Source organism: Methylophilus sp. UBA6697 (assembly GCF_002454655.1).
Taxonomy (GTDB): domain Bacteria; phylum Pseudomonadota; class Gammaproteobacteria; order Burkholderiales; family Methylophilaceae; genus Methylophilus.
The window spans coordinates 1-13,662 of sequence record NZ_DKJH01000051.1; the positions used below are offsets into that span (position 1 = coordinate 1).

The window sequence follows — 13,662 nt, forward strand, 5'->3', positions numbered from 1 at the left end:
AGCAAGGAAAAGTAACTCGCTTAAAAGCGAAAAGAGTTCGTTAAATTTACTAACTCCGCAATCTATACCCTCAAAAAGCAAAAAGCCATGCAATGCATGGCTTTTTAAATACAACAATCAGCAATTATTGCTTGGCATCTTCCGCCTTGTAATACTCCCGCACAGCTGTCATATCAAACTCACGTGCCCATTTGATAATCTCATCCAATGCCGGCGCACCAATCTCACCCACTTGCGCATGAATACCTGCGCGCTCGCGAATCACCAGCAAGCCTGGAATTTGCTTCACTTCGAAATACTCAGAAATTTCCGGGTCAGTTTCAGTATTCACCATCCCAAACACAATGTCTGGATTTTTGGCCGCAGCAGCCTCAAACGTCGGCGTGAATGCCACACAAGGATCACACCAAGGTGCCCAGAAGTCGACAACCACGAACGCATTGCTTTCGATGGTTTCTTTAAAATTATCTTTGGTCAGTGTTACAACCGCCATACTATCTCCAGTCCAAAAAATTGTTTTTTTATAGGTCTTATTTTAACAGACGAAACTGCTGCCAGAGAAATTTTCATTGGATGTTGATACACAACTGCCCACAAACAAAAAAAGCCGGCAATCGCCGACTTTTTTGTTTTACACGCTTGAGTTAAGCGCTGTATTTTCTTCTACGTACCAACACAATGGCACCCAGACCTGCCATCAACAAGCCATAAGTTTCTGGCTCTGGTACAGCAGTAATTCTGAATGCATAGTTGAGACTGGTGACACTGTTGTCTCTAATAAAGGCAGAGGCTGCTGAATTAATGTTAGCGGCTTCAAATGAATCTACCGGACCATAGTACAAACCATTGTATTTGTTGCTGTAATCTTGTGCGAACTGCGCGCCACCATAACCAATCACGTCATACCAACCCTGAAAGTTGATGTTTAATGGATTGTTATCAATGGTGCTGATGACATAATCGGAAGCTGAGCCGCCGAATAACAGTGCAGCCGCTTCTTGTGCAGTGTAGGCTAATGGGCCATTGGTGGCATCATAAGCACTATCGCTCCATACCGGTGCGTCATCGTTATAAACAGACCAGCTGCCAACGAAACTATAACTAGCTGCATTCGCCAGTGATACGCCAGCGAACAAGGCGGCAGCTACCAGTGTTTTAAACAAACGTGATATCGACATCTTCTCTCTCCTCAAAGAATAGGCCTGTATTAGCAGGCATTTTTTTAATTAAACTTATAGTGATGAGCAATCCTAAATCATCAAATAAAATAACTCAACAACAATCTTATTGATTAGCGGCTTATCTACCCAAACGGGCCAATGCCGCATGGGCAAATATGACGAATTACTGACCTTGCCATAGGCCATTAAAAAATAACTCATCTAGTGGTTTGCGGCTACGGGCAGCTACCTCACGGGCTTTATCCTCTTCCGATAATCCCTCTATGGCAGCCTGATAGCCAACCGTCACCATGGCTAAAATCTGGTAACGTTCAGGCACTTTAAAGGTGGCGCGTGCCTTGTCGGCATCAAAGCCACCCATCTGATGGGCCATCAAACCCAAAGCAGTGGCTTGCAAGCACAAGTTCTCAGTGGCTGCACCGGTATCATATGCTGCCCATTTATTGGGTTTGTCATTATGGCCAAACAAGGTATCCGCACAAATCAACAACAGCACAGGCGCGTTGACGGCCCAGCCTTGATTGCCGGGAACCAGGCAATCAAATGCCGCCTGCCAGGCTTGCATGTTATCTGCCTTGTTACAGAACACATAACGCCACGGTTGATCGCCAAAGCACGAAGGCGCCCAGCGGGCAGCTTCAAGCAGGCTGACGACTTGCTCCTGACTGACAGCTTTGCCTGCATCATAGGCGCGACCGCTCCAGCGGTTGGCAAGCAACTCATGGATGGCTTGTTGGGTAATAGCAGGTTTTTGCATGGTCAAATCCTCACAGTTGTTTTTTCAAAAGATACAGTAACTCTAACGCCTGCTTAGGGGTTAAGTCATCTGGCTGAATACGTTCCAATTCTGCAACCAGCGGGTGCAAAGGCGGCTCCTCTGGCACATGGCTTGCTGCAAACAGGTCATTTTGCGGCGTGGCGGCAATGGTCTGGTTTTCGAGTTGCTGCAATTTGCGCTTGGCCAATTGCACGACTGACTTGGGGATTCCAGCCAGTTGCGCGACCTGGATACCATAGCTCATGGTAGCCGCGCCCTCTTCTACCTTGTGCAAAAAGACAATGCCTTGGCCATGTTCGACCGCATCCAGATGCACGTTGGCGGCGTGTTTGGCCTCATCGACAATTCGCGTCAGCTCAAAGTAGTGTGTGGCAAACAAAGTCAGAGATTTGTTTTTCTCCAGTAACTGTTTAGCCACCGCCCACGCCAGACTCAAACCATCAAAAGTGCTGGTGCCGCGGCCAATCTCATCAAGCAATACCAGGCTGTTCGCGCTAGCATTATTCAGGATATTGGCGGTTTCCGTCATTTCGACCATAAAGGTTGATCGGCCACCCGCCAGGTCATCAGAAGCACCAATGCGGGTGAAAATACGGTCAATATCCCCAATCACCGCAACTTGTGCTGGCACAAAACTGCCGCAATAGGCCAACAAGACAATCAGCGCCGTTTGGCGCATAAATGTCGATTTACCACCCATGTTGGGGCCAGTGATCAATAGCAACTGGCGATACGGATTGAGCGCCACATCGTTGGCCACATAAGGCTGGGCGATACTTTCCACCACCGGATGGCGGCCATGCTGGATATCCAGGCCGATATCTGCCCGAAACGCTGGCTGTACATAATGAAGTGCCCTTGCCCGCTCGGCAAAACAGGCCAATACATCTAACGTCGCCACAGCTGTGGCAATCCGTTGCAAGTTTGCAATATGAGGCAACAACGCCTCCAGCACTTGCTCATATAGCATTTTTTCACGTGCCAGCGCCCGCTCGTTGGCACTCAACACTTTGTCTTCAAATGCTTTTAATTCAGGCGTAATAAAGCGTTCTACATTTTTCAAGGTCTGGCGACGACGATACTCGGGCGGTGCACTTTCAGCTTGCAAGCGGCTGATTTCGATATAAAAGCCATGTACGCTGTTGTATTCCACCTTGAGGTTAGCGATGCCGGTACGCGCCTTTTCAGCGGCTTCAAATTGCAGTAAAAAGTCACCATGATCAGTCTGAATCGCACGCAGTTCATCTAACTCAGCATCATAGCCAGTCGCAATCACCCCTCCTTCGCGCAGCACTGCCGAAGGCTCGGCCTGGATTGCCTGAACCAATACCTGCAACGCATCAGCAGGTACTTGCAACTCTGCCAGCAAGCCCTTTAACAAGCTGGACTCAGGTGGTGGCAGAGTGGTGACAATCGTGGGTAGTTGTAACAAGCTATCGCGCAGACCCGACAAATCACGCGGCCTGGCAGATTTAAGCGCCACGCGCGCAGTCATGCGCTCAATATCACCAATCGGATGCAGCACCTGCTGCAACGTGCTATCCAGGAATTGCCCCAGCAACTCAGCCACAGCCAAATGCCGCTGCTGTATAGTGTGTTGATTGCGCAGAGGATGATGCAACCAATGGCGCAACAAACGTGCGCCCATGGCTGTTTGGGTCGAATTCAGCAACGAGTATAAGGTCGGCGTCGCTTCACCGCGTATCGTTGTATCTATTTCCAGATTGCGGCGGGTCGCAGCATCTAGTTGCAGATAATGATCGCCCTGTTCCACGCGCAAACCCACAATATGCGGCAACGCGGTGCGTTGGGTATGTTTGACATACTCAAGCAAAGCGCCCGCAGCAGTCACGGCCGCAGGCATTTCACCACAGCCAAAACCGCCCAGATCATGGGTATTAAACTGCTGCGTCAGGCTGCGATTAGCGGTATCCAGATCAAACTGCCATGGTGCCAGGCGTTTTTTGGCACAGCGGCATTGCTGCAGCACGTCTGAACTATGGTCTTCCGCAATCACCAACTCCGCCGGATGAATACGCTCCAGCTCCTGCGACAAATGCCCGGGCGCAATTTCACTCAACACAAACTCACCTGAAGCCAGGTTGAGCCGTGCCAGACCCAGCACACCCTCACCTTTAGCCACACACAGCAAAGTGTTATCGCGTGTTTCGTCCAGCAGCGCGGCATCCGTCAAGGTACCAGGCGTGAGGATACGCGTCACCTCACGCGCCACCGGTCCTTTAGAGGTCGCCGGATCGCCCACCTGCTCGCAAATCGCCACCGCCTCGCCCATCTTTGCCAGTTTGGCCAGATACCCCTCGGCCGCGTGATAAGGCAAGCCAGCCATTTTGATCGGCTCACCATTACTGGCACCACGACGGGTCAGTGTAATTCCAAGCAAACGCGACGCTTTTTCAGCATCCTCAAAAAACAGTTCGTAAAAATCGCCCATGCGGTAAAACAGCAGCATATCGGGATACTGTGCTTTCAACGTCAGGTATTGACGCATCATGGGGGTGTGGTTTTCGAAGGACATGCAGAGATACTTTGATTTAGAGATGTTGAAATAAATAGCCACTGCATCTTACAACAAAAGCATGGTTTTTTGCTGAGAGTGCTTTTAGAAAGACAATGATGGAAGAAAGTTATTCTTACAATTAGAGATGTGAGTTTTTAAGTTGCATTCTATTTCGCCATTAGGCGAGTCACTTTCTGGTGCTTGTCCCCCAGAAAGTAACCAAAGAAGAGGACACCCAGCCATCACGGCCTCCGGCTCCCTTGCGTTGCTCANNTCTCGTACACGCACAAACCTAAAGAATGACCTTCCCAACCAATCAGCCACAAAAAAATAAACCCGAATATCTCTATCCGGGTTCATCATTCAACATCAGAAAAAACTACATGCCCAATGTCGGCGTCTTGATACGCTCAGTCAGATGTGGCGCAATCACCTGTAGCATTTGTCCAAACACTTTCGGGTTGGCGGCCACAATATTACCCGTACGCAACCAGCTTTCATTGCCTTCAAAGTCACCGACAATACCACCCGCCTCCTGCACTAACAAGGCGCCCGCTGCAATATCCCACGGTGACAGGTTGATCTCGAAAAAACCGTCAGTGAACCCAGCAGCAACATAGGCCAGGTCGAGCGCGGCGGAGCCTGGGCGGCGTAAACCGGCGGTTTTCTTGGCCATATCACGGAAGATGTTGATATAGGTATCCAGGTAACTGAAATCTTTGAATGGGAACCCTGTGGAAAGCAATGCTTCTTGCAATTTGGTACGCTGGGTGACGCGAATACGGCGGTTGTTCAGAAACGCACCGCTGCCTCTGGTCGCGGTAAACAGGTCGTTGCGCACCGGGTCGTAAATCACGGCCTGGGTCAGCACGCCTTTTTCTTGCAGGGCAATTGAAATACAGTAAGCCGGGAAGTTATGCAAAAAATTAGTGGTGCCATCTAGCGGGTCGATAATCCAGATATTGTCGGATTCGCTATTGGTTTTACCCGTTTCTTCGCCATAAAAACCGTGGTTTGGATAAGCTTCTTTTAAGATATTGATAATGGCTTGCTCGGCATTGCGGTCGATTTCGCTGACAAAATCGTTAGTGTCTTTTTGCTCGACTTTTAAGGCGCCGATGTCCATGGCGCCACGGTTGATGATTTTGCCTGCTTCACGCGCGGCGCGAATGGCGACATTCAGGATTGGATGCATGCTGTGGGATCTTGATTCACTGATAAAATGCTATTTTAGCTTTTTACACGCTTAGCCACAAACACAACGGCAAAATTTACCCATGTCACTCAATACTGAATCCGCCATTTTTTCAAATATCCGCGTCGTTTTATGCCAAACCAGCCATCCTGGCAACATTGGCTCCACGGCGCGCGCCATGAAAACCATGGGCTTAAGCCGCCTTTACCTGGTGCGCCCAAAACACTTTCCAGATAGCGAAGCCACCTCATTGGCAGTCAATGCCGCCGACCTGCTGGAAACAGCCGTCGTGACAGAAACCCTGGAGGAGGCCCTCGCCGACTGCCAGTTTGTGATTGGTGTCAGCGGCAAGGAACGCTCACTGTCGCAGCAGGTGATGACGGTGCGTGAGGCGGCGCAAGAGGTAAAGTCAGTTGCCAGCCATAGTCAGGTCGCACTGGTGTTTGGTACCGAGATGAGTGGCCTGAGTAATGCCGAAGCTGACCTTTGTCATGTGCTGGCAACGATTCCCGCCAACCCTGAGTACACCTCACTCAACCTGGCACAGGCAGTACAAATCATGAGCTACGAAACGCGCATGGCGATCACTACCGGCGAATTACATTACGCCGAGAAGCCGATCGAGCTCGCAACACAGGATGATCTGGAGCGCTTTTACGAGCATATGCGCGAAGTACTGGAACATATCGGCTATATCAATCCACGTGCGCCGAAAAAGCTGTTTGAACGCCTGCGCCGCCTCTATGGCCGTAGCCGATTGGAAAAAGAAGAGGTCAATTTATTACGTGGCATTTTGACGCTGACAGTCAACCCGAAAAAACATGACAAATACTAAAATTGACCATAGTCGCGCATGCTGGCTTTAGACGTGCGTTTAACTTAATGGCATAATGCGCGCATGTTTAAGCACCTCAAAGAAGATATTTCGATTGTGTTTGACCGCGATCCGGCGGCTCGCACACATTTTGAAATTCTGACCACCTACCCTGGTGTGCATGCCTTGATTCTGCATCGTTTCAGCCATTGGTTGTGGAGTCACCGCCTGTATTGGCTAGGGCGCGCGCTCTCCCACTTCGGGCGCTGGATCACCGGCATCGAAATCCACCCTGGCGCCACCATTGGCCGCCGTGTGTTTATTGATCATGGCATGGGGGTCGTGGTGGGTGAAACCGCCATCATTGGCGATGATTGCACGCTCTACCATGGTGTCACCCTCGGCGGCACCAGCTGGAACAAAGGCAAACGCCACCCTACACTGGAGTCTGGCGTGGTGATTGGCGCAGGGGCCAAGGTGCTAGGGCCGATTACGATTGGTAAAAACGCCAAGATTGGCTCCAATGCCGTGGTGGTCAAGGATGTGCCGGACGGCGCCACCGCAGTTGGCATTCCGGCCCGTATCCTCGAAGAAGAAAAAGCCAAACAGCGCCAGGATGCCGCGCAAAAAATGGGCTTCAGCGCCTATGCGGTTGGCAATGATGAAAACGACCCCATGATCAAAGCGATTAACAGCCTGCTGGATCATGCCCACAAGCAAGAGGCAGAAATCAGCGAGCTTAAAGTGCAATTAGCCAAACTCAATGATGTTGAAACAGACAGCAACGTCGGTGAAGCCTTTGCTAAAAAGCCAGAGTAACTGCCCGCAAAGGCAAGTAGCGCCTACCTCAAACCATCGTCCAGCATGACTTGAACTTTTCAAGCATAATAATTGACTAAAACAGTAGGTTATTATACAATTCAACTCTGTTTTAAAAGGTCATCTCAAGATGCGATTAACCACCAAAGGACGTTTTGCTGTTACCGCGATGCTGGACATCGCGCTCTACGAAGCAGACAAGCCAGTCACCTTGGCTGGCATCAGTGAGCGTCAAAGCATTTCACTATCTTATCTTGAACAACTATTTAGCCGCTTACGCAAACAGGGCCTGGTTTCCAGCGTGCGCGGGCCAGGCGGTGGCTACCGTATTGCCAAAGCGCACCACGAGATTTCAGTCTCTGACATTATTACCGCTGTGGACGAACAAATTGATGCGACGCAATGTGGCGGCAATGAAAACTGCCATGACGAAGGCCGTTGCATGACGCATGAGCTCTGGGCATCATTAAATAGCAAGATTCTGGATTATTTGTCCGGCGTCAGCCTAGCGGATATGGTCGAGATGCAACGCAAAAAAGGCGCGGGCACAGTGGTCTTTGCACCGAGAAAATGTGGCTCTGAAGCAACCATTGCCGCCTAACATTTGGCTATGACAACGAAAACCGTTTTCCTGGATCACAACAGCACCACGGCGTTAAAACCGCAGGTACTGGAAGCGATGCTACCCTGGTTGACCCAGGCGACTGGCAATCCGACCAGCCGCCACGTCTATGGCCGCAATGCACGTGAGGCGATGGAGCTGGCCAGAAAGCAGATTGCCGAGTGCGTCGGTGTTCAGGCGTCACAAGTCGTGTTTACCTCTGGCGGCACTGAAGCGAATAATTTTGCGATTAAAGGCATCACGGCCAACCTGAGCCCGTCACAGCTACTGATCAGTGCCATTGAGCATCCATGCGTGACTCGCCCGGCACAATCGCTGGCTTGGCATGACTGGAAAGTCGCCCAGCTTGCCGTCAACAGTCAGGGCGTGATTGACTTGGCGCAAGCAGAACAAGCATTGAGCTCACGCACAGGCTTGGTTTCGGCCATGTTGGCAAACAATGAAACCGGTGCCATACAGCCGATAGCCGAGTTGGCGCAATTGGCAAAAGCACATGGTGCGTTATTGCATACCGATGCCGTACAGGCCTTCGGCAAAATCGCCGTCGACATGCATGCGCTTGGCGTACATGCAATGACGATATCAAGCCACAAGATTGGTGGCCCGATTGGTGTCGGCGCCTTGATTCTTGATAAACGCGTAGATATTGCACCCTTATTGCATGGCGGTGGCCAGGAACGTGGCCTGCGTAGCGGCACTGAAAATGTCGCAGGCATTGTCGGTTTTGCCCGGGCTTGCCAATTGGCGATGGAAACGCTGGACGCGCGCCACACCGTCGTACAAAAATTGCGTGACCAGTTGGAAACCGGCTTAAACAAGTTAGGCGCCACGATTTTTGCGTCACAAACCGAGCGCCTGCCAAACACCAGTTTTTTTGCCATCACCAATATTGAAGGCGAAACCTTGGTGACAGCACTCGATAAAGCGGGGTTTGCGGTTGCCAGTGGCTCGGCCTGCTCCAGTGATAGTACAGAGCCCAGCCATGTCTTACTGGCAATGGGCATCACGCCAGACCTGGCACGCGGTGCAGTGCGCGTCAGCCTGAGCGACAGCAATACCAGTGAAGAAATCACACAGTTTTTAGCAGCGTTGCAGCAACAAGTGCAGCGTCTGAAAGGATTAAATGCCGTTGCGGCATAAGACTTTAATTGAAAGAGCATGAGACATGTCTGAAAGAAAGCCGATTTACCTGGATTACTCTGCGACCACACCGGTAGACCCACGTGTGGCGCAAAAAATGATTCCTTACCTGACCGAAGACTTTGGCAACCCGGCTTCGCGTAGCCACCCGTATGGCTGGACCGCAGAGCACGCCGTAGAAAATGCGCGTGAAGAAGTCGCCAAGCTGGTCAATGCCGATCCACGCGAAATCGTGTGGACATCAGGTGCGACGGAGTCGAATAACCTGGCGATTAAAGGTGCCGCGCACTTTTATGCAGGCAGCAAAGGCAAGCACATCATCACCGCAGCCACCGAGCACAAAGCGGTGCTGGATACCGTGCGTGAACTGGAGCGTGAAGGCTACGAAGCGACTTATCTGCAACCAGAAGCCGACGGCCTGATTTCGCTTGAGAAATTCAAAGCCGCGATTCGCCCGGATACTGTGCTGACGTCTATCATGCTGGTCAATAACGAAATCGGCGTGATCCAGGACATTACAGCGCTGGGTAATGTCTGCCGCGCCAACAATGTGATTTTCCATGTCGATGCTGCGCAAGCCACCGGTAAAGTCGCGATTGACCTGGAAACGCTGCCCGTGGATTTGATGAGCTTTTCTGCGCATAAAACCTACGGCCCTAAAGGCATAGGCGCGTTATATGTGCGTCGTAAACCGCGTATTCGTATTGAAGCGCAAATGCATGGCGGTGGCCATGAGCGCGGCATGCGTTCTGGTACCCTGGCGACACATCAGATCGCAGGTATGGGCGAAGCTTTCCGCATCGCACGTGAGGAAATGGCTAGCGAAAACGAGCGTATCCGCGCACTGCGTGACCGCTTGCTGGACGGCTTACTGCAGATTGAAGAGACCTACGTCAATGGTGACCTGGATCACCGTGTGCCGCATAACCTCAACGTCAGCTTTAACTACGTTGAAGGCGAGTCACTAATCATGGCGATCAAGGATATTGCTGTCTCCTCCGGCTCCGCATGTACCTCTGCCAGCCTGGAGCCTAGCTATGTGTTACGTGCCTTGGGCCGCTCCGACGAACTGGCACACAGCTCGATCCGTTTCAGCATTGGCCGCTTCACTACCGAAGCCGATGTGGATTACACCATTGACCTGTTAAAGAGCAAAATTGGAAAATTGCGTGAACTGTCCCCATTATGGGAGATGTTCAAGGATGGAATTGATCTGTCCAAAGTAGAATGGGCGGAACATTAAAAATTGATCTTTGACCGCCTGGCGGCGTTGTCGGACTGCTTGTTTAGATAAACTAAACGGCGCAATCCTCCGCCTTGCCAGACAGTCAAATCTGCAATTTTTACGAATTAAGGAATATTTTTTAAGAATTAAAAAGCGACACAATCCTGTTGGTCGCGATTTAATTGATAGGAGCAACAACATGGCTTATTCAGATAAAGTATTGGACCACTACGAAAATCCACGTAACGTGGGTTCTCTGGACAAAAATGACCCGAATGTGGGCACCGGCATGGTCGGCGCGCCTGCTTGCGGTGACGTGATGAAATTGCAAATCAAGGTGAATGATGCAGGCGTGATTGAAGATGCCAAATTCAAGACCTATGGTTGCGGTTCTGCGATTGCTTCCAGCTCGCTGGTGACCGAATGGTTAAAAGGCAAAACGCTGGATCAGGCACAAGAAATCAAGAATTCTGCCATCGCGGAAGAGCTCGCTTTGCCACCAGTCAAAATCCACTGCTCAGTATTGGCTGAAGATGCAATCAAATCTGCGATTGCTGACTTGAAATCCAAACAAGGCTAAGCGTATGGCAATTACCCTGACTGAAACAGCAGCTAACCGTGTCGAGAAGTTCCTGGCCAACCGTGGCAAGGGCCTTGGCTTACGCCTGGGCGTCAAAACCACAGGCTGTTCAGGCATGGCCTACACGCTGGAATTTGTGGACGAAATGCAAGCGGAAGATGTGTCATTTGAAAGCCACGGCGTCAAGGTGATTGTCGACCCGAAAAGCCTGGTGTATATCGATGGCACTGAACTCGACTTTACCAAGGAAGGCTTGAACGAAGGCTTTAAGTTCAACAATCCAAATGTCAAAGACGAGTGCGGCTGCGGCGAGTCATTTACCGTTTAATTGTTGCTGCAAATACACGCAGCGTTCGCCTGACGCTGCGGCCACTAGACTATGCAAAACTACTTCGCCCTCTTTCAGCTGCCGCAACAGTTTGAGCTGGACTTGACCCTACTGGATGGCCAGTACCGCAAGTTACAAGCGGAAGTGCATCCGGATAAATTTGTGAATGCTTCGCCTGCCGACCGCATGCAATCCATGCAAATGGCCACACTGGTGAATGAAGCTTACCAGGCACTCAAACAGCCAACGTCACGCGCCTGCTACTTACTGCAACTGCAGGGCATTGCCACCGATGAAGAAAATAACACCGCCATGCCTGGTGATTTTTTAATGGCGCAAATGGAGTGGCGTGAGGCCATGGATGACGCCAGGCTTGGTAAAGATATTCCAGCGCTGGATGCATTACTTAAAGAGATGCGAATACAGGCAAAAACCTTGCAGCAACAAGTGGCCAACGAGATTGTGGCCGCCCCGACGCAAGCAGCACTGACCGTCCGCAAGCTGCGGTTTATTGATAAAGTGAGTGAAGATGTGAATCAGCTGATCGCTCAGTTAGAAGATTAGAGTTTCATGGCCTTATTACAGATTTCAGAACCTGGATTCTCCCCTGCCCCACATCAGCACAAATTGGCAGTAGGCATTGATCTGGGTACCACCAACTCCCTGGTTGCCACTGTACGCAGCGGCATGAGCACGGTGTTGCATGACGAGCATGGGCACGCCTTGTTGCCTTCTGTGGTACGTTACCTGCAAGATGCCGTCATTGTCGGCCATGAAGCACAGGCAGCACAAAGCTTGGACCCAGTGAATACCATTATCTCGGTCAAACGCTTTATGGGCCGCGCCTTGCACGACATTACCGACAGAGCGCATATCCCCTATCATTTTGTTGAAAATGATAGTTCGCAAGGCATCCTCGAAATCAAAACACGTGCAGGTTTGAAAAGCCCGGTCGAGATTTCTGCCGATATATTAAAAACCCTGAAAGCACGTGCTGAAAAAGCATTGGGCGGCGAACTGACCGGTGCGGTGATCACCGTACCCGCCTATTTTGATGATGCACAACGCCAGGCGACCAAAGACGCTGCACGCCTCGCCGGCTTGCATGTATTGCGCCTGCTCAATGAACCCACCGCCGCAGCTGTGGCTTATGGCCTGGATAACGCGGCCGAAGGCGTCTATGTCATTTATGACCTGGGTGGCGGCACATTTGATATTTCAATTTTGCGCCTGAGTAAAGGCGTGTTTGAAGTCTTGGCCACCAATGGTGACTCGGCATTAGGCGGTGACGACTTTGACCACCGCATTTTTTGCTGGGTGCTGGACCAGGTGCGCAGTAAAAGCAAAGACTTCAAGCCACTCAACGAAGAAGATACCCGCCTGCTGCTCACAAAATCGCGCCAGGCCAAAGAATGGCTGACCGATAATCATGAAGCCAACATCGTCTGTAAATTAAGCAACGGTGCCCTGGTGGATGAAACCTTGTCGGTGGCTCAATTTGTGGCGCTCACTGAACATCTGGTAATTAAAACCTTAAGTCCCACGCGCAAAGCCATGCGCGATGCCGGATTAAGCATAGACGAGATCAAAGGCGTGGTACTGGTCGGCGGGGCAACACGCATGCCACATATCCGCCATGCGGTGCAGGCATTCTTCGAGCAGGAACCGTTGACTAACCTCGACCCGGACAAAGTCGTCGCCCTGGGCGCAGCCATACAAGCCAACGTGCTGGCTGGCAACCGCAGTGGTGATGAGTTACTGTTACTGGACATCACCCCGCTCTCACTCGGCCTGGAAACCATGGGTGGATTGGTAGAAAAAGTGATTCCTCGCAATTCGACTTTGCCGATTGCGCGAGCACAGGACTTTACCACCTATAAAGACGGCCAAACCGCCATGGCGATTCATGTCGTGCAAGGTGAGCGTGAACTGGTCAGTGACTGTCGTTCATTGGCACGGTTTGAACTGCGCGGCATTCCGCCGATGGCAGCTGGGGCAGCCCGCATTCGCGTCACCTTTCAAGTCGACGCCGATGGCCTGTTATCTGTCAGTGCGCGCGAACAGACCAATGGCGTTGAAGCCAACATCACGGTGAAACCCTCTTATGGCCTGAACGAAGACCAGATCACCAACATGCTGAAGGATTCATTTGGTGCAGCCGAAAGCGACAAAGCCGCCCGCATGTTGCGTGAGGCCGTCGTCGACGCACAACGCCTGATAGAGGCGATTCAAGCCGCACTGCTTGAAGATGGTGACACACTGCTGAGTGTAGACGAACGCCAACAGATACAAACCCATATCGACGCCCTGCTGGCCTTATGCCAGGGCACGGATAGCCATGCGGTTAAACAGGCGAGCGATGCACTTAACCATGCCACAGAAGACTTTGCCGCCAAGCGCATGGATGCCTCGGTACAAAAAGCCCTTGCCGGTAAAAACCTGGATTCACTGGAACTCTAAAA

The 13,662-nt window shown here is 51.2% G+C and carries 14 protein-coding genes; 9 read left to right on the top strand and 5 right to left on the bottom strand.

The features are described 5' to 3' along the window. Nucleotides 1–124: 124 nt before the first annotated feature. The 5 genes from B3355_RS13435 to B3355_RS13455 form a co-directional block, all read right to left on the bottom strand. Nucleotides 125–493 carry a thioredoxin family protein gene (locus B3355_RS13435; RefSeq protein ID WP_019882621.1) on the bottom strand — a complete coding sequence of 123 codons (369 nt, stop codon included), beginning with the start codon at nucleotides 491–493 and terminating at the stop codon, nucleotides 125–127. Nucleotides 494–644: 151 nt separating this feature from the next. Beyond that, nucleotides 645–1,178: a PEP-CTERM sorting domain-containing protein gene (locus B3355_RS13440; protein WP_292784878.1), complete on the bottom strand. Its 534-nt coding sequence runs from the start codon at nucleotides 1,176–1,178 to the stop codon at nucleotides 645–647. A 166-nt stretch (nucleotides 1,179–1,344) separates the two neighbouring features. Further along, a complete protein-coding gene (locus B3355_RS13445) occupies nucleotides 1,345–1,938 on the bottom strand; it encodes a nitroreductase family protein (RefSeq protein WP_292784881.1) in 594 nt (197 codons plus the stop codon). A 10-nt stretch (nucleotides 1,939–1,948) separates the two neighbouring features. Further along, nucleotides 1,949–4,495, bottom strand: coding sequence for a DNA mismatch repair protein MutS (mutS, locus tag B3355_RS13450; RefSeq protein ID WP_292784884.1), 2,547 nt, complete (start codon nucleotides 4,493–4,495; stop codon nucleotides 1,949–1,951). Nucleotides 4,496–4,856: 361 nt separating this feature from the next. Then, entirely contained in the window at nucleotides 4,857–5,672 is an 816-nt protein-coding gene (locus B3355_RS13455) for an inositol monophosphatase family protein (RefSeq protein WP_019882627.1), read from the bottom strand. An 82-nt stretch (nucleotides 5,673–5,754) separates the two neighbouring features. Here B3355_RS13455 and B3355_RS13460 point away from each other — a divergent pair, with 82 nt between their 5' ends. The 9 genes from B3355_RS13460 (at nucleotide 5,755) to hscA (ending at nucleotide 13,660) form a co-directional block, all read left to right on the top strand. Then, a complete protein-coding gene (locus B3355_RS13460) occupies nucleotides 5,755–6,507 on the top strand; it encodes an RNA methyltransferase (RefSeq protein ID WP_019882628.1) in 753 nt (250 codons plus the stop codon). 63 nt (nucleotides 6,508–6,570) lie between these two features. Further along, the gene (gene cysE, locus B3355_RS13465; protein WP_292784888.1) at nucleotides 6,571–7,305 is read left to right on the top strand and encodes a serine O-acetyltransferase; all 735 of its coding nucleotides are present in this window, start codon (nucleotides 6,571–6,573) and stop codon (nucleotides 7,303–7,305) included. Between the two features lie 130 nt (nucleotides 7,306–7,435). Beyond that, the gene (iscR, locus tag B3355_RS13470; protein WP_047517525.1) at nucleotides 7,436–7,906 is read left to right on the top strand and encodes a Fe-S cluster assembly transcriptional regulator IscR; all 471 of its coding nucleotides are present in this window, start codon (nucleotides 7,436–7,438) and stop codon (nucleotides 7,904–7,906) included. 9 nt (nucleotides 7,907–7,915) lie between these two features. After that, the gene (locus tag B3355_RS13475) at nucleotides 7,916–9,067 is read left to right on the top strand and encodes a cysteine desulfurase family protein (protein WP_292784892.1); all 1,152 of its coding nucleotides are present in this window, start codon (nucleotides 7,916–7,918) and stop codon (nucleotides 9,065–9,067) included. A gap of 25 nt (nucleotides 9,068–9,092) precedes the next feature. Then, complete coding sequence (locus B3355_RS13480) at nucleotides 9,093–10,310, top strand: IscS subfamily cysteine desulfurase (RefSeq protein WP_292784895.1); 1,218 nt, start codon at nucleotides 9,093–9,095, stop codon at nucleotides 10,308–10,310. A 181-nt stretch (nucleotides 10,311–10,491) separates the two neighbouring features. Continuing rightward, nucleotides 10,492–10,872: a Fe-S cluster assembly scaffold IscU gene (iscU, locus tag B3355_RS13485; RefSeq protein ID WP_019882635.1), complete on the top strand. Its 381-nt coding sequence runs from the start codon at nucleotides 10,492–10,494 to the stop codon at nucleotides 10,870–10,872. A 4-nt stretch (nucleotides 10,873–10,876) separates the two neighbouring features. Beyond that, the gene (gene iscA, locus B3355_RS13490; protein WP_019882636.1) at nucleotides 10,877–11,200 is read left to right on the top strand and encodes an iron-sulfur cluster assembly protein IscA; all 324 of its coding nucleotides are present in this window, start codon (nucleotides 10,877–10,879) and stop codon (nucleotides 11,198–11,200) included. A 51-nt stretch (nucleotides 11,201–11,251) separates the two neighbouring features. Further along, on the top strand, nucleotides 11,252–11,764 hold the full coding sequence (gene hscB / locus B3355_RS13495) for a Fe-S protein assembly co-chaperone HscB (RefSeq protein WP_292784899.1): 513 nt from the start codon (nucleotides 11,252–11,254) through the stop codon (nucleotides 11,762–11,764). A 6-nt stretch (nucleotides 11,765–11,770) separates the two neighbouring features. Then, the gene (gene hscA, locus B3355_RS13500) at nucleotides 11,771–13,660 is read left to right on the top strand and encodes a Fe-S protein assembly chaperone HscA (RefSeq protein WP_292784902.1); all 1,890 of its coding nucleotides are present in this window, start codon (nucleotides 11,771–11,773) and stop codon (nucleotides 13,658–13,660) included. The last annotated feature ends 2 nt before the right edge of the window (nucleotides 13,661–13,662 follow it).